This is a genomic window from Nocardiopsis camelliae, assembly GCF_028993595.1.
Lineage (GTDB): Bacteria > Actinomycetota > Actinomycetes > Streptosporangiales > Streptosporangiaceae > Nocardiopsis > Nocardiopsis dassonvillei.
Genome location: NZ_CP118614.1, coordinates 3184168 through 3204103, shown reverse-complemented (window position 1 = coordinate 3204103; position 19936 = coordinate 3184168). Strand labels below are relative to the sequence as shown.

17 protein-coding genes are annotated in these 19936 nt (G+C 67.9%); 2 read left to right on the top strand and 15 right to left on the bottom strand.

Annotated elements, in window-relative coordinates; translation table 11 throughout:
• Window positions 1-214: 214 nt before the first annotated feature.
• On the bottom strand, window positions 215-1693 hold the full coding sequence (locus PV789_RS13965; RefSeq protein WP_274977841.1) for a tyrosine-type recombinase/integrase: 1479 nt from the start codon (window positions 1691-1693) through the stop codon (window positions 215-217).
• A 2489-nt stretch (window positions 1694-4182) separates the two neighbouring features.
• A complete protein-coding gene (locus tag PV789_RS13960; RefSeq protein ID WP_274977840.1) occupies window positions 4183-4701 on the bottom strand; it encodes an ATP-binding protein in 519 nt (172 codons plus the stop codon).
• A 291-nt stretch (window positions 4702-4992) separates the two neighbouring features.
• On the opposite strand from PV789_RS13960, the gene PV789_RS13955 reads away from it, so the two are divergent.
• Window positions 4993-6315 carry an NsdA family TPR-like regulatory protein gene (locus PV789_RS13955; RefSeq protein WP_274977839.1) on the top strand — a complete coding sequence of 441 codons (1323 nt, stop codon included), beginning with the start codon at window positions 4993-4995 and terminating at the stop codon, window positions 6313-6315.
• Here the strand turns inward: PV789_RS13955 and PV789_RS13950 are convergent.
• The 9 genes from PV789_RS13950 to PV789_RS13910 form a co-directional block, all read right to left on the bottom strand.
• Complete coding sequence (locus PV789_RS13950; protein ID WP_274977838.1) at window positions 6309-7196, bottom strand: phosphotransferase enzyme family protein; 888 nt, start codon at window positions 7194-7196, stop codon at window positions 6309-6311. The two genes, PV789_RS13955 and PV789_RS13950, sit on opposite strands and share 7 nt — an antisense overlap.
• Window positions 7197-7251: 55 nt before the next feature.
• On the bottom strand, window positions 7252-7923 hold the full coding sequence (locus PV789_RS13945) for an HIT family protein (protein ID WP_274977837.1): 672 nt from the start codon (window positions 7921-7923) through the stop codon (window positions 7252-7254).
• A gap of 29 nt (window positions 7924-7952) precedes the next feature.
• Window positions 7953-8885, bottom strand: coding sequence for a DUF2797 domain-containing protein (locus PV789_RS13940; RefSeq protein ID WP_274977836.1), 933 nt, complete (start codon window positions 8883-8885; stop codon window positions 7953-7955).
• Window positions 8882-9901, bottom strand: coding sequence for a nucleoside phosphorylase-I family protein (locus PV789_RS13935; RefSeq protein WP_274977835.1), 1020 nt, complete (start codon window positions 9899-9901; stop codon window positions 8882-8884). Before PV789_RS13935 ends, PV789_RS13940 begins: the two co-directional genes overlap by 4 nt.
• The gene (locus PV789_RS13930; RefSeq protein ID WP_274977834.1) at window positions 9898-10557 is read right to left on the bottom strand and encodes a thymidylate kinase; all 660 of its coding nucleotides are present in this window, start codon (window positions 10555-10557) and stop codon (window positions 9898-9900) included. The genes PV789_RS13935 and PV789_RS13930 overlap by 4 nt, the downstream gene beginning before the upstream one ends.
• Complete coding sequence (locus PV789_RS13925; protein ID WP_274977833.1) at window positions 10550-11449, bottom strand: hypothetical protein; 900 nt, start codon at window positions 11447-11449, stop codon at window positions 10550-10552. The genes PV789_RS13930 and PV789_RS13925 overlap by 8 nt, the downstream gene beginning before the upstream one ends.
• Window positions 11446-12138 (bottom strand): pyruvate phosphate dikinase, encoded by a 693-nt coding sequence (locus tag PV789_RS13920; protein WP_274977832.1) that lies wholly within the window; start codon window positions 12136-12138, stop codon window positions 11446-11448. Before PV789_RS13920 ends, PV789_RS13925 begins: the two co-directional genes overlap by 4 nt.
• A 425-nt stretch (window positions 12139-12563) precedes the next feature.
• Window positions 12564-13400, bottom strand: a complete 837-nt coding sequence (locus PV789_RS13915) for an SDR family oxidoreductase (RefSeq protein ID WP_274977831.1) — start codon at window positions 13398-13400, stop codon at window positions 12564-12566.
• A gap of 171 nt (window positions 13401-13571) precedes the next feature.
• Window positions 13572-13994 (bottom strand): nuclear transport factor 2 family protein, encoded by a 423-nt coding sequence (locus PV789_RS13910; protein WP_274977830.1) that lies wholly within the window; start codon window positions 13992-13994, stop codon window positions 13572-13574.
• A gap of 194 nt (window positions 13995-14188) precedes the next feature.
• Between PV789_RS13910 and PV789_RS13905 the strand changes: the two genes are divergently transcribed.
• Entirely contained in the window at window positions 14189-15088 is a 900-nt protein-coding gene (locus PV789_RS13905; protein WP_274977829.1) for a helix-turn-helix domain-containing protein, read from the top strand.
• Window positions 15089-15428: 340 nt separating this feature from the next.
• Here PV789_RS13905 and PV789_RS13900 read toward each other — a convergent pair whose 3' ends face one another.
• The 4 genes from PV789_RS13900 to PV789_RS13885 all read right to left on the bottom strand — a co-directional run bounded on the left by PV789_RS13900 (window position 15429) and on the right by PV789_RS13885 (window position 19912).
• Window positions 15429-15836 carry a hypothetical protein gene (locus PV789_RS13900; RefSeq protein ID WP_274977828.1) on the bottom strand — a complete coding sequence of 136 codons (408 nt, stop codon included), beginning with the start codon at window positions 15834-15836 and terminating at the stop codon, window positions 15429-15431.
• Between the two features lie 616 nt (window positions 15837-16452).
• Window positions 16453-17802, bottom strand: a complete 1350-nt coding sequence (locus PV789_RS13895; RefSeq protein WP_274977827.1) for an FG-GAP-like repeat-containing protein — start codon at window positions 17800-17802, stop codon at window positions 16453-16455.
• 255 nt (window positions 17803-18057) lie between these two features.
• Window positions 18058-18378 (bottom strand): hypothetical protein, encoded by a 321-nt coding sequence (locus tag PV789_RS13890; protein WP_274977826.1) that lies wholly within the window; start codon window positions 18376-18378, stop codon window positions 18058-18060.
• Between the two features lie 94 nt (window positions 18379-18472).
• Window positions 18473-19912: an RHS repeat-associated core domain-containing protein gene (locus PV789_RS13885; RefSeq protein WP_274977825.1), complete on the bottom strand. Its 1440-nt coding sequence runs from the start codon at window positions 19910-19912 to the stop codon at window positions 18473-18475.
• Between the last annotated feature and the right edge of the window lie 24 nt (window positions 19913-19936).

Here is a 19936-nt window from a genome sequence, read left to right as displayed (position 1 = left end):
GGCCCCGACGACAACAATTGCCAGGCGACAACATGACGCGCAAGACGCGATGCTCACCGGAGTGGACACTCCCCCCAGGCCACCTCCAGGGGACCTTTGATCCGATCGGTTACCGGTCCCGAACGCGAGGAAACCCCAGGCCAGCCGGGGTGAACCCGTGCGCTGGCCTGGGGTTGGTGGTGCCGTGTGCCTCGGGGCGTGCTCGGCGGTTCGGCTACCCGGCCCTCACCGGAACCGGGCCTCGTAGCAGCGCGGCGGTGGCCTCGGCCGCCGCTTTGGCCACGTCCGGGAACACCGACTGGTAGGTGTCCTGGGTGAAGTGCGTGGTCGCGTGCCCGAGTTCGGCCGAGACGATCTTCACGTCCGTCCCGGCGGCCAACGCCAGCGAGGCGGCCCCGTGGCGGAGCCCATGCAATGTGATCGGCGGCAGCCCGGCGGCCCTGGCGATGCGCAGGAACCAGTCACTGACCTGCCCCGGATGCCACCCCGAACCATCCTGACGGGTGAAGGCCAAGCCGCTATCCGTCCATGCCGCTCCGGCCTTGAGTCGGGCTTCGTTCTGGAACCGTTTCCAGGCCCGCAACACCTTGATGGTGTCGGTGTCCAGAGTGATGGTGCGCTGGCCCGCCGCACTTTTCGGGGTGGAGGTGATCGTCTCCCACGCGAGTTGTACGACCTGGACGCGGATGTCGATCTGCCCATCGGTCAACCTCGTGTTGGCCCAGGGCAGCCCGACCGCTTCTCCTCGGCGTAGGCCCTTGACCGCGATCAGGTGGAACATCGGGTACAGCCACGGGTACTTCCTCGCGTGCACCAGGAAGGCACGGGTCTGTTCCGGGGTCCACACCATTACCTCTCCTGGCACGATCCCGTCCTTCTTCCACTGGCGCACCCGGTCGGGTGTCCATACCAGCGGACGCTTCCTCGGACAGGAGGGCAGGCGTACGTGTGAGGCGATGTTCACTGACACCGGCAAGTCCGGACGCCTGACGGCTTCGGACAACGCACTTCGGAGAGTCGCGCGGATGCGGTGCTTGGTGGACAGCGAGATCACCCTCCGCCCCCTGACCGAGGCCCGCACCTGGGGGTCGTCGGACTCGCGGCACTCCAGGATGTGGGCGTTGGTTTCCTCGATGGCCGCGAACATGGTCTCGACGTGGCGGGCCTGGAGCTTGTCCACCCGGAGCCGGCCCAGGTGCGGGACGAGGTAGGTGCGGATGTGCCCGGCATAGGAGGCCCGGGTTCCCGCGGCCAGATCGGGCTTGCCCGCCAACCACTCCCCCAACCACATCTCGACCGTGGGTGGTTCGGTGCGTACGTCCACCGCCATCGCGACCCGCTTGCGCACCTCCTCCAGGTCGGGGAGCGGGCGGCGTTGCTTCAACGCCGCCTGGACCAGGTCAGCGATCTGCGTCTCGACCGTGGGGTCCTTCTCCGCCAGGCCGATGAGCGCCTTGACGTGCTCCAGGCCTTTTCGGGCTTGTTCCTGGGAGGTCAGGCCGACCTTGCGGGCTTGGCGGCGCCCACCCTCACTGGTCGGGGGAAGCTCGTACTGGAACGCCCACGCCCCATGGGCCGGGTTCCAGCCCCCGGTCCGGCGTTTGAGCTGCGGACACCTGGCCCCCAACGCTCTGCCGGTGCTTTCGTCGCGGCATCCGCACCGTTTGAACGTGGACCCCTCACGCGCGGCCATGCACGGCCTCACCTTCGTCTCGTTCCCTACGTACACCACATCCGCCAACCCTCGGCAGTGAGCCGACCTCGGTCACGGTGACCGAAGTGCTCACACTCACACGACCCACCTCTGAGCTGCGCGGATACGGCATACGGCCCCGCGTGTGGCGGGGCACCACGCATCCACGCTCGACCTCGTAGAGGTGGTCAAGCGGATTCGACACAACCGTCATCCGATGGGCCCACACCCCCGCCCGGCCGTCCGATACGCCCGGCATCGCCCTGTTCCTGCCACCGCCCTGACCAGGGCCGTTCCCGGGGTCAACGACGCGGGCCCCACCGAGCCCGCCACACGGCCCGTCCGCCCCGACCGCCACGCCCCAGGACTCCTGGGGCCCCGCCGCGCGGTGGGGCCGACGTGGGGGCGCTGACAGCCCCACGCCACCCGCCCACGTCCCAGAGCCACACCATGGGCCTGGAACCCGTCCCGGACCACCCCGTTTTCGAGCAGTGCTTCTCCTTTCCACCACGCCTCGGCCCTTCCCGTCGTTGCCGTGAGCCTCTTCGCCCTGATGAACCCCTATGAAGACGCAACCCACGAAGATGCGACACCCACCTCGTGGCCTCACGCGACTCAGCCTCCGTCACCGCGTACCGCTGGCAGACGAGGTTGCGTGAAGCGCGGCTCGGGACAACAAAAAACACACGGGCAGAGGGAGAAGAGAGCGCTGTTATGCAGCGCACGGATTTGGGCGATCTTGGGCTCTACACAGGAACAAGGGATCAGCTTTATCTCTCACGATGAAGGCGAAAGACTTTCGCTGAGAAAGAGACGAAGAAAGAAGGGATACCGCACACGTAGAGCGCCCGTGGAGGCGGGCGGGGCGGGCGCGCTCGCCCGCGAGCGAGGGCGCCCCGCCCGCCTACGTGAAGAGAACTACCCACTGGGGTATAAGTCTGGACGGCCGTTGGCCCACCCACAGGGGCGTTGACCTGCACATCAGCACGAGTAGGGGTGGGCCAGCTAAGAGTGGCCCACCCGCTGGCCCAGTCGGTGGCCCATGCGCTGGCCAGGGGTTCACTTCGGGTTCTGTGGAGGTTCACACCCCACCTTCCCGCTTCCAAGGAAGTCGGAGGGAAAGCGCGCATGCGCTTCTCATAGGAGCAGGAACCCGCGCTTTGTCACTCGGCAGGCGAGCGCGCCCCGTCCACCTCGATCGCACCAGAGCGACTCTTCATGGGAAGGGATCGCTATTGCCATCTGAGAGGAAAAAATTCTTTCTTCCATGGCTTCTCAACCAGGGGAAGCCTGCACGTGGCAGGCGACAGAACTTGCACGCCCTTGGTCTGGTGCGAGGAAGAGAGGGCAGACCAGGCCGTCAGGGAGAAGTTCCGGCGGAAGTGGGGAAGGCAGCCACGGGTGGGCCGAGGCCACGGTAGACGCAGGCGGGCGGGTCCGCCCCCGTTTGTCGGGGCGGGGCCGCCCGCCTACGTGAAGGGAACTACCCACTGGGTATAAGTCTGGCTTTCCAACGGCCCACACCCTGACACAAGGTTCTGGCCTCCGCCACGTGAGACCGGAGCGGCACCGACCCGTGATCACGGTCAGCACCACCCCGGAGTGGGTTCTTACCCCTCAGGTGGAGATCGCCTGCCAGCGCCGCACAAGGTGGGCCAGTTCAGCGAACTCACCCTTGTTACCGCCCCCAGAGCCGGAAGGTGGTGACGTCGCCGGGCCTCGGCCACCCGCTGTTTCCCTTCCTCGGTTCGCCTGCACGTCTCCCTTGGTGTACGTGCGGACGACACGATCCTCGTGCCGAGCGAGGTACGGGCGCACCCCGCGCACTCCCTCATCGTCCTCACACCATCCACGTGGTCCCGTGTACGGAGTTCGCTGTGGCGGCACCCGCACCGGAGCTTCCCTCGGCTGTTCCTCTCCGGGCCGGGGCCGAGGAACATCCGTACGCTCCTTGACCGCAGCACTCACCGAAACCGGTTCGCGGTCTCCCCACGCTCCCCGTACGCTCCGCGAGTGCAGCGGTGGGCGGACCTCGGCCGGCGGTCGCGTACTCGGGCCGGTGGGGCCGCAGAACAGCGCGGCGAGCACCACCCCGAGAACCCAGCGCACCTGTTCGCCCCAACCCTGACGGCGCCTGCGGTGCCGCCCGCTATGCTTCTCCACGGTTTCCTCCTGGTGTAGTCAGGTGGGAATCACGCCCCGGGCCGGTGTTGCCTCACCGGTTCGGGGCACCCTTCGTCATGTTTGTCAGCGGCCTCGTGAACGAGGCCGTTTCTTCCTGTGCGGCCGCGGATGAGTGTCAATGGCCCCGGGGCCGTACGCTCCCGAAACTGCGCTTCTCACCCACATCCCACAATTAGCCACAAAGCACCCCAAAGCCCAACGAATAGGTGCCCTTTTCGCTGAGGGTGGTCGATGTTCCCTTGGGTGGGCGAGCACCTTCAACCCCAGCCACGAAATACGTCCCGCCCCTGTTCGCTGGCTGTTCGTCACTGCTGGCTACGCGTGCGTCCGGACCGATCGAAGGCCGCACGAACGGTCAATCCACCGCCACGGCTCACGGAGAAGTCCCAGTACAGGGCCATCGCGTCGACCAGGGCCAAGCCGTAGCCGCTCTCGGCCAACGTCGGCCCCGCGCCCTCCGGTGAGGAAGGAGGAGCCGTTTGGGGCACGGTTGCCGCCGCACCGGGGCGAGACCCGTCGTCGGTCACGCGCAGGACGAAGAGGAGACGGCGCCGCTCGATCTCGATCCGCACCTGCCCGCCCGGTAGCCCGGAGGCGGTGTGCCGTAGAGCGTTCGTGTGCAGCTCGGCCAGGGACACGACCAAGGGATGCGCGGCGGACGGTGTGGTCCGGGTGGCCTGAGCCGCCCATCGGCGGGCTTGGGAGAGGTGAGTGGTGTCGGAACCGCACAGCAGTCCCGATGTGTTCGGGTCATCGAAGCTGATGCGCCGGGGCAGCAACACCGTTTCGTCCCGAGGTGAGCGTGGGGAAGGAAGGCGTCGCATCAGCCCTCCGCCGGAAAGCAGTAACCCGAAGGAAGCGAGCCATGCGTTGAGATACTCATGTACTCACTGTCTGGAGAAACACCTGACATCGCTATGACGGAGCGGGCATGGTGGTTATGACAGGTCGGTCATGGCCCCGAGATCCGGTGTCACCGTAGGATTCGGTGCCACTCCACTCCCCCTCCGGCGAAGCGATTCGGAAGGTATGCCGTGTTCTGCGGAAACTGCGGTCGTGCACGAAAGCCCGGTGACTGCTCGTGCGTTCCGAGCCGGTTCTGGAGCATCCCCGAGGTGCGGCGGGCAGTCGCGGACCGAGATCCCAACGCGCTGATCCGTCTGCTGTTGCGGCACACCGACCTGGCGCAGGACGCCATCGCCCGTATGTGCGACCTGTCGCAGGCCATGGTCTCCCGGGTCCTGAACGGCAGCCGCGAGATCCGCAGGCCCGAGTCCAGGAACCGTGCGTTCGACGGGATCACGCACGGACACGACATCCCAACGCCCGAGATGGCGCGGGTGCCCGCCGGGCTCGCTCTGGGGTTGAACGACTCGGGTGAGGAGGCCGCCTCGGTCCTGCGGCGGCTGGCCCGGGCGGACGTCGAGCACACACCGGGTATGGAGGAGGGAACCGGGACCTCAGCGACCAGCCCGGCCGTGCTCTCCTGGCTCGTACGGAACGCGGCCTCCTCCGAGGAGACCCCTCTGGTCGAGGAGGGCCCGGTGGCCGCGGTTCGCGCCGCGACCGCGGCGTTCGGTGCCCTGGACAACCGGTTCGGTGGTGAGAACGCCAGGACCACGGCGGTGCACTACCTCAACGACACGGTCGTTCCCCTCCTCCGGCGGTCGCACGCGGAAGCGGTACGGCGGTCGTTGTTCACGGTGGCGGCCGAGTTCGTCCTCTCCATCGCCTGGATGTCCTACGACGCCCAGCGCAACGGCGCTGCCCGCCGGTACTTCGTCCAGGCCCTGGACTTGGCCGCACACGCCGAGGACCGGCTGTTGGGGGCGAGTGTGTTGTCCGCGATGAGCCACCAGGCCAACTATCTGGGGGCGCACGCTGAGGCCCGCGATCTGGCGCGTGCTGCCCTCACCGGAGCTGGAACTCGCGCGACAGCGACGATGCGCTCCCAGTTCCTGATGATGGAGGCTCGTGCCCACGCCGCCCGCAAGGACAGGAGCGGCTGCTTCCGGGCGATGGGCGAGGCCGAGCGGGCGTTCGGAAGCCGCGAACCCGACACGGACCCGGAGTGGATCAGGTACTTCGACCACTCGGAGTACTCCGACGAGGTCGCGCACTGCCATCGGGACCTCGGGCACGCACACGTCGCCCGCCGCCTGGCCGAGCAGAGCCTGGCCGCCTCCACCGGTGACGAGTACGCGCGCAGCCGGGTGTTCACCCGCCTGGTGTTGGCCGCGGCCGTCCTCGGCCAGGGTGAGGTGGAGGAGGCCAGCCACATCGGCGAGCAGGTAATTCCCCTGGTCCGGGCGACCTCGTCGGCGCGGTGCGCCGGGTACCTGGACGACTTCGCGAGGCAGGTACTGCCCCACCGGGACCAGCCCGGGGCGGCGCGGTTCCTGCGACAGGCTCGCGCCGTAGTGGCCGCCGGTCAGTAGGGGTGCCAGGACCGGGGGCGCTCGGGATCGCCCAGGTCGGTGACGCGCCGGTCGATTTCGGCGTCGATCTCCGGGCTCTCGCCGCCCTTCTGTACGAGCCAGGTGGTCATGCGCAGCTCGCGGACCGCCTTGTGGAGGGGGTAGCCCTCCCATGCAGTGACGTCGAAGCCGTAGGCGTCGCAGAAGTCGGCGTACTCGGCGTCGGTGTGCCAGCCCAGGTCCCGGTACAGGGCGGTCAGGACCAGGTCCCATTCGGGCGGACCCCAGCAGATGCCGTCCAGGTCGAAGAGCACGACCCCGTGGTCGGTGGCCAGCACGTTGCCGATGTTGGCGTCGCCATGGATGACACGCCGCCCCAGTACGGGGCGCACCGTGGGAAGGCGCTGGACCAGGTCGTGGTGGACCCGGTGCAGTTGGTCGCGTTGGGGACCGGTGAGCCGGGGTGCGGTGTCGATGCGCTCGCGGATGCGGTCGAAGGGATCGAGGTCGGGCAGGTCCAGGTCGGGCGGCGGGGTGAGCTGGTGCAGGGAGCGCAGGAGCACGGCCAGTTCCCGAGGGACGGTCCACTCTCCGTCCACCGCTTCCCAGAGGGTGACGACGGTGTCCTCGGCCGGGACGGGTTGCTTACCAAGGAGGGGGCGGCTCACCGGTATGCCCTGATCGGCGAGCCAGCGTGCGGCGCGTACCTCTCGGGCGGCTTCCGGGGTCCGGTCGGCGGAGCGCTCGACGCGGGCGATCACCCTGTCGCCGTCGAGGCGGAACACGGCCCGCTCCCCCGCCCGGATCAGTTCGGGTTCCTGGGACGGGGTGAGGCCCATGGAGTCGGCGGCGGTGTGGACGGCGCGGGTCGCGCGCCGCACGAAGTCCTCGGTGTGAACCACGCGCCCCAGCCTACGCCGGGGCGCCGGTTCCTCCTTCGTGGTCGGGGATTGGGTGTCAGCCCGCGGCAAGGAGGCTGCTCATGCGCTGGACCCGGTCGGTCTGGGGGAAGGTGAGCCAGTCCCATTCGCCTTCCTCGGCGCCCATCCAGGAGGCCAGGCAGCGGCGGAAGAACTGCGAGGGCGCTCCGGTGGCGGTGCCGATCCAGTCCTGTCCGGGTGTGCCCAGGGCGAGGTAGGAGCGCTGTCGATCCTCCACCAGGTGGCGGGCGGCACCGATCCAGTCCGGGCAGGGGTGCATGGCGACGGGTGCGGGGATCTGGTCGAGGAAGGCCTGGGGGTCGCGGTCGGTGGCCACGACGTGGATGTGGGTGTGGTCGTAGCAGGCGCCTCCCTTGTCGCGGAAGTCGAGGCTGCCGTGTTCGAAGACGAGGCTGTCCAGGCCGCTGCGCCTGCGGACGAGGTCGGTGACCTGCGGGATGAGGGTGCACAGGTCGTTGCGTTCGGCGTCGTCGAGCCAGCCCACGGACAGGGTGTGGCGCTTGGAGACGATGAGCAGGTACCAGTCGGTCAGGGCGCCGATGCAGGGCATGACGGCGAAGTGGTCGCTCTCGTGGACCACGTAGTCGGAGCGGGCGCGTGCCAGGCCCAGGTCGTAGAGGAGGTTGGAGTCGTCGCCGCCTTCGACTTCGCAGCAGAAGGTGCAGATCTCGCGCAGGGTGTCGTCCACGGATCTCCTTTTCGCGGGCAGGGGTGGGTTCAGAACAGGGTCGGGGCGCTGGTGGGCGCGTCCTCGGATGTGGCGGGGACGAGTCGGCGGCCGATGAGCGTGGTGAGGTCGGCGCAGTATTGGGCGGCGTCGGGGCCGGGTTCGGTGGTGAACAGGGCGACGGGTCCGCTGGTTCCGGTGACGCGCAGGTGGTGGGTGCCCTCGGTGAGGGCGGCGGGGTAGGCCAGGACCGGGGCGGCGCCGAGGACGGTCGTGGCGCACGCGGGGCGGGCCCACCGTTCCGGGTCGGGGAGCACCTCGGTGCCCGGCTGGTCCGCGGTGATCGTGGTCAGGTAGGCGGTGGCCTCGGTGGCGAGTTCGGTGAGCCGGGTCGTGAGCGCGGTGGTGTCCACCCGGTCCTGGAGGCCGAGGATCTTGCGGCGGGTCGGTACCTGTTGGGGCAGGCCGAGGTGCCGGGAGACGGCGGCCTCCAGGGTTCGCACGGCGATGCCGTCGGCGGTGCGCGCGATGTAGACGGCGGCTACGGGGCCCTGTTCGGCCAGGCGGCTGCGTCGGCGGGATTCGGCGGCTGTGCCGACCTTGGTCATCCCCTTGGCGAAGACGTCGAGGTAGAGCCAGTGCGGCTGCTGGAGGTAGTCGCGGATGTTGTCCGGCAGGGCGTGCGGGTTGTGATGGGCCTGGTGGGCGGCGACGAAGCCTTCCTTGTACTGGCAGCGTCGGCACTGCCTTCCCCTGGTGACGGTCTCGTCGGTGCGGCACCGCACGTGCGTGCCCTCGGAGCCGGTGAGGTCGAACCAGCCGACGCAGTAGCGCTCGTCGCCGTCCACGCGGAAGGTGTGCTCGCCCAGGAGGGGGAGGAGCTGGCTGCCGTCAGGGGCGGCGGGGTCGGTGGTGCGCAGGCGCGGTGTGTCCGGTGTGCTCCAGTCCAGGCCGAGGACGGTGACGGGTGCGGTGATGGTCATGCCAGGCTCCGGTGCAGGATGGTCTCGATGTCGTGCAGGCAGCGGCGGCGCCCGGTGGCCACGGGTGCGGCGCGCTCGCCGTAGAGGCCGTGTTGGTAGGTGCCGCACAGGTTGTCGGTGACGATGTGCAGGTAGTCGAAGGGGGCGCCGGCGGTGGTGGCGGCGCGGGCCATGTGGCCGATCTCGGGGTCCACGACGTCGAAGTCTGCCCTGTGTGCCTCGAACCAGGTGCGGGTTTCGTCCAGCACGCTGGGAACGGTGGCGTGCCGTACGCCGGAGCGGAGGGTGGCGGGCGCCTGGGTGAGGTTCAGGGCACTGTTCCAGGTGAGACGGTGGCCCTCGATGCGGGTGGTGGTGCCGGTGACGACGAGGGTGTTGGGTGCCATGTCCGGCTGGAGCCCGCCGAGTTTGCCGACGTAGACCACTCCCCCGGTGTGCCCGCGTGCGGCCAGGGCGGTGACCAGGTCTCCGGCGAGATCGCCCCAGAAGCTGAACTCGCAACCCAGGAGGAGGACGGTGGTGTTGCCGACGCGAGCGGTGCGCCAGCCGAACCCGGGCCGGTGGGTCCAGTCGGTGGTGCGGTCGCGGAGGAGGGGTTCGACGTAGCCGAGGATCACCCGGTCGCTGGCGGGCAGGCGTGCGGGGAGCCAGTGGTCCATGAACTCCAGGCCCTGCCCGGGAGCCGGGGGTTCCGTGGTGACGTCAGCGGGGAGCCCGGTGAGTGCGCAAGCCGCGCGGATGAGCTGGGTGTAGTGGTGGGCGTAGTCGCGGCCCGGCGGCACCACGCAGTGCAGTACCCGGTCGGCGACGGTGAAGTAGGGACGGCGCCAGTTGAACCGTTTCCCCTCGCGTTTGTCCCCGCCGAGGAGGAAGGACAGGGAGCGGTTGGGGTAGACCCAGGCCCGGCCGTTGGTGGCGGTGAGCAGGTCGACCGGGACCTTGGGGAGCACGTAGTCGGCCAGCCGCTTCCCCATCGTGTGACCGGCGGGAACGGCCGCGGGCGCGGTGGGGTTCATGATGCGGCCTTCTTGCGGAGAAGGGACAGCAGGTGCTCGGCACCGGATCCGCTGTCCACGGTGTGGACGGGAGCCGGGTGGGCGGCGAGGAGCGAGCCCAGGGCGAGGTCGGTGCGGGTCTGGTAGTCGGTGAAGCTCCGCGCGGACGTGGTCGCCTCGCCGGTGACGAAGGCTCCGTGCTCGGAGGGCTTGGAGTTTCCGTCGCGGCGGACCGCGGCCAGGTGTGCGGGGGTAGACAGCTTGGCGATGTGGTCCGGCTGGGGAAGAGCCGAGAACACCCGCGCGGCCAGGTCCTCCAGTTGCTCGTCGCCGGAGAGCGCCATCCGGGCCTGGTGCTTGAAGTACCAGCCGTCGACCACGACGGAACGGCCGCAGGAGAGCGCGGGTGCCACGTGGACGTGGTGGAACAGCTCATACCAGGCGGCGAGGGTGTGCAGCCAGTAGCGGGCCGGGTAGTGCCACACGGGTTCGGCGTGGTCGTAGCCCCAGGTGAGGCGATGCATCGCTGACAGGCGTTCGTCCGCCCAGGGGTTCCCTGATGAGGGGAGGGCGTCCTTGCGGAGAACGATCGCTTCTCGGGTGCTGTCGGCGAGACGGGACAGGAGGTGGCTCTTGCCCGCTCCGTCGATGCCTTCGACCACCCAGAACTCACCCATGGGCGCTCCTGACGGTGATTCCGGCCTCGCGGAGGTTGATGGCCAGGTGGGAGAGCAGCCCGGAACGCAGGTAGACCTCTCTGGTCCCCGCCTCTCGCAGGCGGTCAAGAAAGCGGGTGAGCTGGGCGTGCTGTTCACGTGCGAGGGACACGTCGAGCAGCAGCGGACCGCTGGGGATCGGTTCGTTCGTGGAGGCCAGGACCGCGACTGCGGTGGCAGGTGAGCTCTGGTTCCCCGTCCAGGCCTCGCGGAGGGGCACTGTGCTGCGGAGGTTCTGCGGGGAGAGCCCGAAGCGGGTGGAGTAGTGCAGCTTGAGCCCGAAGGAGTGACCGAGATCCCGGCGCAGAGCGGCCAGGTCGCGGCGACGGCCGCGGATCCACTCCACGACCGTGGCGACCTGCCAGTCGTCCACCTGGGCGGGGCTCTCGTAGTGGCCACGGGCCAGGTCGTGGAACCTCGCCGTCTGAGCGGTTCCGACGTTGAGGGCCTTGAGGCCGACTCGATCACCTTGGGCACCGACCACGATCGGGGTGAGTTGGTTGTCCAGCTCCCAGATACCGGAGATGATCTCGGCTGCCTCCAGACCGTCGTAGACGGCCAGTTCGACAGAGAACAGCACCTGGTCGTAGGGCTGGACCAACGCGGACAACGACGGCGGGAGTTCGTTGATCCACACCGCTGCGGCTTCGGCGTCCGCGCCGACCAGGCGCGGCAGGTTCCGCTCTTCGGTCTCGGAGCTGGTCCGAACGACCAGGGCCTCGCCGGTGCCCACGCCACTACGGATCATCCGGGCCGTCACCCGCCTCGGGCGGCGGTGGATCTGGACGGGCATGCGCAGCAGTCCATGGTTGCGCAGGAATGTCATGGCGTCGAGCTTGCTCATCCCGTTCATGCGGCGCGCTCCAGGAGGCTCCTGGTGATCGGACGGACCTGGAGCACGACGGCCGTCGCGCCGGTCCACGCCCACTCCACATCGACTCCGAAGCCGAAGTGCTCGTGCAGGAGACGGCAGGTCTGGAGCAGACGACGGGTCAACAGCATCCCCGGGATGGGTGACTCCTGGATCGTGATGTGGAAGCGGCTCTCCTCCACCCGAGCGCGTGCTTGAGGTGGGCGGCCAGTGGTGATGCCGTCGGCGTGCCGGGCGGCCTCCACCGTCAGATGGTCATCCTCGTAGAAGGCCACGCCGTAGAGGGATGCCTCGACCTGCTCCTGCACCATGACGCAGGCCCCGTCGCCACCGCCGAGGTTCTCGGTGGTGAGGAGGTCCTGGTCGATGGTGCGCAACAGCGCCGAAGCGCTGGGAGGGCAGTTCAGCAGGGAGACGGTGCGGCCCGCCTGTGCGCTTTCCGCCAGGTCCTCGTGTGCGCTGGTCCGAAGCACCACGCGGCGAGGGCGGTACAGGCGGAGCCAGGTCCTGGTCGCGTTCACGGCCTCGGCAGTAGCTCGCGACAGGTCCTCGGCCCGAAGGCACAGCGCGGGCGGCACCGGAATCCCGAGTTCGACAACCTCGCTCAGCCGGGCCGCTTTGAAGCCCCAGTGGCCAGCGTCCAGCGATTGGGTCAGCAGATCAGCCACCATCGGCGCACCCGCCCGAGCCAAGCCGCGTCAGAGCGCGAGTTCCTTCTTCGAATCCATCCATGCGCCCACTGTGGCCAGGTGACACACAGGGGACCATGACCAGCCAGTCATAGCTTCCATGACGGGTGGGTCATGACTCGACGCACTCACCGCTCAGCCGAGTGACGGGAGGCGATCCCGGCATACATCCTTCCCTCTACCAGGCCCGGCACAAGACACTGCTGCTAACAGGATTCCTACCCACCCCGAAACAGACAATCAAACCTCAATCAGTGGTGTCATCCGCTCGCAGGTTTTCTTCATTGAGCTTACTGCTTCCATCATCGAATTGATCCGCGTATTCCTCGGCCGATTTCGCTTTTTCTCCGTCGAGAACCTCTTCTTCAATTTAGCCACTCGCCGGCGGCGACTGACGCGGGTCTCGGTCACCGGGAGGTGGTGGCCGCCACCGAGTGGGCGATGTCGCGATGGGCCTCGTGTTCGGCGAGCCGATCGGTGAGGGCAGCGTGGACGTCTTCGTAGGTGTCGGGGCCGAGCGGGAGGCGGAGCGGGGTCGCGCCGGAGTCGACGAGGCCGATCATCGCGTCCGTGAGCTTCTCCGCGCTGTTGGGCACCGGGAAGTGGCCGCCGAGGAACGCCTGCCGGGTGTCGGCCGCGGGGGTGTTCTCGTACTCGGGCAGGGGCGGTGCGATGTCGAGCGAGCCGCCGAAGCCGGTGGGGGTCGCGCCCGGCTCGATGATGGTCAGGGCCAGGCCGAACGGCGCGATCTCGTGGGCGACGGTCTGGCAGAACCCCTCGATGCCCCACTTGGAGGCGTGATAGTAGCCGAGACCGGGGTAGGTGGTCTGACCGCCCGCGGTGGACACCTGCAGGATGCGGCCCCGACCCTGGGCGCGCAGGTGCGGGAGGGCGGCGCGGATGACCTGGATCGAGCCGAGCAGGTTGGTGTCGATGACGCGTCGGATCTGCTCGTCGGATGCCTCCTCGACGGAGGCGAGGACGCCGTGGCCGGCGTTGTTGACGACCACGTCAATCGTGCAGAGGGTCTTGAACGCCTCGGTGACGACGCGACGCACTTGCTCGGTGTCGGTGACATCGAGCTGGGCGGTCCAGAGCCGGTCGCCGTGCTCGGCGCGGAGGTCGTTGAGAGCCTCGGGCCGACGGAGCGTGGCGGCGACGCGGTCGCCACGGGCCAGGAGGCGTTCGGTGAGCAGTCGCCCGAAGCCTGAGGAGGTGCCGGTGATGAACCAGGTGGCTGTCATCGTGTTTCCTTCGCTGCGTGGTGCGCGCGGTCCGAGTGGCTGGTCGCGGTGTCGCTGATGGCGACGAGGATCGTCGATGCGACGGGCTGCGCCTGGGTCTGGGCATGAGTCGGGCGAGCTGCCTGCGCTGCCGTGAGGCGACTCGGCCGGACTCGTGAAGGGATGCAGTCGTCAGCGGGTGCCCGACTCGGCCCGTGCGTAGAACGCGGCGAGCTCGTGGGGATTCTTGGTGTAGACGTCGATCTTGCGCACCGCGCCGTCCTCGACCTGGTGGATCTCGACCATGGTCAGTGGGAACTCCTCACCGGTGGTGTGGGCGGTGAGCGTTCCGATGACGCCGGCCGGGCCCTCGAACACTGCGGCATCGGTGATGGCGATCTTCGCGTAACCCATCATCGCGCCCAGGACCGATTGCACGAACACCTCGCGGCCCTGGTGCACCCCGCCATAGGGCAGCTGGGTCGGCTCGTCGACGATAACCTCGGGGGCGAGCTTGGCCAGGACACCCGGCACATCGCCCCTGCCCAGCGCGTCATACAGCCCTCGCACGACATCCGCGGGGGTCTGGGTCACCGTCTCGGTCTGGTTGCTCATCTCGCGTGCCCTTCTTCTTCGCTTCGGTGCTGGAAAGGTCGGCCGGCCAAGGCTCATACGTCCTCGTACCGATCAGCCCCGCAGGAACAGGGCATGCACCATGCAACGGCAGACGACCGTGACGGGGGAGGCTTTGCTGTGAGGGGTACTGGCGGGGACCCCCAGCGTTCGCGCGGCCTGCCTACCCTGGTCTCATGGACAACCGGGACGCAGTCAGAGCCTTCCTCCGCTCCCGACGCGAGAAGATCGCCCCGGAGCAGGCGGGACTACCCGTGTACGGTCAGCGGCGGGTGCCCGGACTGCGAAGGGGCGAGGTCGCCACGCTCGCCGGGGTGAGCGTCGAGTACTACACGCGCCTGGAGCGCGGCAACCTGCGGGGGGTCTCCAACAGCGTGTTGGACGCCCTCGCACAGGCCTTGCGGCTGGACGCCACCGAGCGCATGTACCTGTACGACCTCGCCCGCGCCGCTGGACCGGCAGCCGGGGCGCGGGCACGGCAGCGCCAGGTGCGGTCGGCGGTGCGGCTGAGCGTGGCGCGCATCGTCGAGGGCATGCCGGGCATGGCGGCGTTCGTGATGAACAACCGCCTCGATGCGCTGGCCGCCAACCCGCTGGGCCGGTCCCTCTACTCGGAGATGTACGCCGATGCGACCTGTGGGGCGAACGTCGCCCGGTTCGCGTTCCTCAACCCTGCCGCCAGGCGGTTCTACACCGCCTGGGACCGCATGGCCCGCTTCGCCGTGGGCGCGCTACGCGTCGAGGCGGGGAAGAACCCCTACGACCGGGAACTGTCGAACCTGATCGGTGAACTGTCCACTCGCAGCGACACTTTCCGCATGATGTGGGGATCCCACGACGTCCATGTCTTCCGCGACAGCACCAAACGCCTCAACCACCCGCTCGTCGGCGACCTGGAACTCGATCAGGAGACCATGAGTCTGCCGGACGAAAGCGGCCTGAGCGTGGTCGTCTACAGCGCACCCCCCGACACCGCCGCCGAGAACGGCCTGAAACTGCTCGCCAACTGGTCCGCCACAACCGGACAGGAGCAGGACGCACAATCCACCGGCACACCGTCGACCTGGCAGCCCTGACGGGCGCTACCGGCCCGAAGAACCGTTCCGCCCCGCTTGCGGCCACCTGCGGAGCCCCATGTCACTCAGCCCCGGTGACCGGGGCTGAGAGATTCCAGGTGTCTCGCTCCGGATTCATTGGAGGCGAGGAACCAACGCTTCGTCTTCTGTTGACCCGGCTTGCTGCCCATAGAAGTCGTCCTCGAACTCCGCTGGCGGGACCAGCCATGCCGTGTCCACTCCGCCGCATCCGGTGATACGGTGCCGGCCGGACTCAGCACCGCCTTCAGCGGCTTCCCAAGTTCACATGAGGGTCGGAAGGCGATCCCGCTCACACTGGAGCCTGAGTCGAAGCAGGCATCTAACGGGAATCTGCAGGAGACAGGTGAACGGTCACCCACCGGGCCTCGTCCGACCGGCGGGGATCCAGGTCGGCCTGCAGTAGCCAACGCCCGGGACGAAGGGATACCTCGTTGAAGCGGTCGGCGTCGCCGAGTACAAGAATCCCCGAACGCAGGAGGATCACGGATGCGTGGTCACACGAGGGCACGGGAGCCGTATGGACGTACACGTTCAGCTCGACGGCTGCGTCCTGGGGGTCCACCATGCGGCTGTTGACCACCTGAACGGTGATCTGGTCGTCCTCAGCGAAGAAGGGGCCCTCGCCGACGAGGTGGTCGTAGTCTCCGTCGTAGCCTTCGGCGTCCTCGCACAGGATGCAGCCCCAGTAGTAGTCGCGTACGCAGTGGAGCACGGGTTCGGTCACCATGTTCGCCAACTGTGCGCTGCCACAGAGACATTCCGCCCCGTACAGTCCTGACCGGAGCGAAGATGCAGGGCCCGGGCGCAAGAGCTACGCCGGGACGGCACTCGATACGGTCCCCGCGAACGAGCGGTCGGCGAGGGCCTCGCGAGGTGCCGTCGGACGCCAGTGACAGGGCGTGCGTGCTCCGTTCGTGCTCCGCGGTTTCGGACCGGGACGACACCACGCCGCACGACATGGCACCGGGCGGCACAGCGGATCGGATGGCGTGGGACAGAACGGCACGAAGCTACACGTGGCGACACGAAACCAGCGAACTTCTAATCCGATGGTCGCAGGTTCGAATCCTGCCGGGTGCGCCACAAAACCCCAGGTCAGACGGGGTGCGCGAGTCGAACAGACGAGGCGTGCGGCCCGGATCCGGGCCTGAAATGCTCCATGTGTGCTCCCCAGTGCAGGGTCCAGTACAGGTGGAGACGCACCTCGCGGAGCACTTTGTCGTCCCGTGACCTCGGTGACCCTGGGCGGGGACGTGTTCGCGTGCCCCCGGCCCACCACGACCAGCGCGGTGGGCCGGGCTCCTGTTCGGGACCACGGCCCACCGCACATCGACGATGGACACCTACCGGGACAGCCCCCGACCGAACTCAGCCTCGGTCCCATCCAAGCCCAGGGTGGCCCCGCCGAAGGTCAGCGAGCCCTGTCCGGTGAAGCCGTCGGCGGTGGCATAGAGCAGGGTGATGGCGCCGTTGCCGTCATTCTCGCCCGGCACCCCCGCCACCAGGTCCCGGTACCCGTCACCGTTGACGTCGATCAGGGTCACCTGCGCGCCCATCTCATCCCCGGCCTCGGAGACCCCCGCCACGTCCGGGGAGTCCTGGGTCAGGGACTGCTCGCGCCCGTCCAGCCACTCCGGGCCGCCGTAGAGCACGCCCACTCCGCCCGCGTCAGCGCCGCCGTCTGCGGTCTCCACGGTGGTGTCGCCCAACACGATGTCGGCGTAGCCGTCGTTGTCGATGTCGCCCACCGCGACCGAGTCCGACCCCAGTTCCTCCTCCGCAGTGGTTCCGCCCCCGGTCAGGCCTTGGGCCGACCCTGCCAGGATCCGGGTGGTATGACCGTTACCGGGGACGGCCACCACATCGGCGTAGCCGTCACCGTTGACGTCTCCGGACGCGATCACTGCGGTGGAGTCCTCCAGGGTGAGGGGCTCGTTGAGCAGTCGGGGGGTCAGGCCGTCGGCCGAACCGGAGAACACCGACACATCCCCCGCCTCGTCCTCGCCTTGACGGGAGCTGGAGACCACCAGGTCCAGATGTCCGTCACCGTCGATGTCAGCGGCCTCCAGCGCTTGGACGGTGTCCCCGGGGCTGGGGGCGGCCAAGAACGCGCTCACCGACGGGTCGTCGGCCTCGCTCAGGTCGGCGCGGCCCGACAGGACCACGACGTGGTCCTGGGCGCTGATGGCCGCGTCGGCGTAGCCGTCGCCGTCGAGGTCGCCGACCGCCAGAGCGTGGCCGAAGCCGGTGTCGCCCCGCTCCTGGCGGGGTGAGTGCAAACCAATCGTGGTCTCGGACAGCCCGGTCGCGGAGCCGAAGACGACCTGGACCAGACCGGCGTCGGTGTGCTCCTCGACGTCCTCGTCCGGGGCGGCCACGATCAGGTCGGCGTAGCCGTCGCCGTCCATGTCGGCCGAGCGCACCACCTCACCGAACCGGTCCCCCGCTTCCGGGGTACCGGGAACACCGGCCGAGGCCTGGTCGACCCGGGAACCCGCACCGGTGTCCACACCGCCCGACCCACCGGGGACCACCGCGACGTAGCCACCGCGCACACCGTTGCCGCCCACTCCTTCCGGGGCGCCGACGAGCAGGTCCGCGTAACCATCACCGTCCACATCGTTGGGAAGAGCGGTTCCAGCATGCGCGGTACTGACCACCGTGGGAAGGAACAGCGCGGTACAAACGGCCACGGTGGCGACTGTAACGCCAGAAGAAAAAGTTTTCCCCATTGCATTCCTTAGCAGAGGCACGAAAAGATCCACCCTTCTACAAACAAGAAGGATTGTTAAATCAACCATCTCGGACATGACCAGGAAACCAGAAGGAGCACAAAAAAGTAGAGGCCGTCAAGCCGCGCCAAAAGAAACATGCGGCGGCTTCCGCACTGGCACCTCCGCTAAAGGCATGCCCAGGATGACACCAGAGCGAAGCACCCTCCTATCTAGCTACTCGACACTTTCACTTCCTTGGTCGCGCTTGCGCACACGCGCCCAGAGAACGATCTTTGGAAGTATCCAGACAACAGAGAAAACGGCAGCCATTACAGTGAAACCGACCGCCGAGTTCTCCTGTCCAGAAAGTCCGGTCCACACAGCCACCGCAAGCATCATCAACGGAACCAAGCCCAAGCCGACGATGAGAGTTCGCCAGTCATGACTAGTCGGGTTTTCCGGAAACTCCTTGTACCCCAAAGGAAGAAGAAACCGGTCCTTAGCCAAGCGTTCAACGAAATCAGGCGATGGTCGATGCGGCACGAGACCCTCCATTTGCTTCTTCGTCGTCTGTAGCCAGTATTCCCTTCTTCTCGGCCTCCTCACGCAGACAAGGGGTACGATTTCCTGCTCGACTATCAGAGTCATGTCACGCTGAGTCCGACACCAGGAACCCGCTGGTTCCCAGGCTGATCAGCAAGCCAGGAGCAGCCGGAAGCGGTCCTGTCACCGCTCCTCCGACCAGACCGGCTCTGCCAGATGAAGCGATTTCAGATTGCGATCCACCTGCCAGTCCAGCGCCAACGACTCCACCGAAGCCGCTGGCTGCTGCACCGACGACCACTCCGCCCAGGAGGCAGCCGACTCCCAAGGAGGCCCCGCAAACTGCGGCCATTCCCACGGCGGCTGCCGCGCCTGCTGCTGCGGAACCTATCGTCCCTGCTGCGATGGCCAGGCTCATCAGCCCGGTCCAGTCGACGTTGTTGATCGGGTCGCCCATGCCGTAGGCGTAGTTGTTCATCTCCTGCCGGGACGGATCCGGCTGGGTGAAGTTGAGCGTGTTCGTGTCATAGAACCGGTATCCCAGATGCACCGTCCCGTCCTGGAACTGGTAGGCGCCCGTGAACCCGAACGGGTTCAACGACGCCGCCCCGCTCTGGTCGGAAGCTTCCATGGACCGCTCACCGAAGGGCGTGTAGTCATAGACCACGTCCGGACTCTCGGCTTCTGAGCCCTCGGCGGTGATCGCGAGCACCGTGTTCTGGTGGTCGGTGGTGAAGTGGAACCGCTCCTCGCCGTCCCAGGCCACCATCGAGATCAGCTCACCGTTGGCGTCGCGCACGAAACTGGTCCGCTCACCCTCGGAGGCGACGTTGGTGACCCCGAGCGCGGTGTTGGACAGCTGACGGTCGATCCGCTCGCCCTCGTGCGCCTCGGTGATGCCGCGCATCTGGGTCTGGTTGGTGGTGTCGTAGCTGATGCTGGTGGCCAGGTCCGCGTCCTCGTCCGCCTGGAGGAACTGGTTGGTGAGGCTGTACTCCAGCACCCGGCCGCCCCGGGAGGTCATGTTCCCAGCCTCGTCGTGGTCCACCTCTACACCGCGGGCGTCGGTGACCTGGTCGGCGTCGTTGTAGGCCAGGTCCTCCCCGCCTGCGCTGGTCAGGTTCCCGGCGTCGTCGTAGGCATAGTCGATCTCACCATTACTGGTCAGGCGGTCCAGGCCGTCGTAGGTGAACTCCTCGGTGTCACCGTCGATGGTGCGCGACTGCAACTGGTCGCTGTCAGCGCCGTCGTTGTCGTAGGAGTAGGAAGCCTCTACCAAGCTCTGACCAGCCGCCCCGGTGGTGGTGATGCCGGTCAGGCGCCCGGAGTCGTCGTAGGTGCGCTCCTCCACGGCTCCGTCGGGGTGCGAGATTTCGGTGCGGCGGTTGTTGGCGTCGTTGGTGAAGGTGGTCTCGGTGCCGGTGTGGTCGGTGATCAAGGTGAGGCGGAACGCGGCGTCGTAGGCGTAGGTGGTCCTCTCGCTCCCGGCCGAGTCGGTGCGCACGGTTTCGAGCAGGTCGCCGCGGCCGTTGTAGGAGTGCTCCACGCTCGCCTGGTCGGTGGCCCCGGT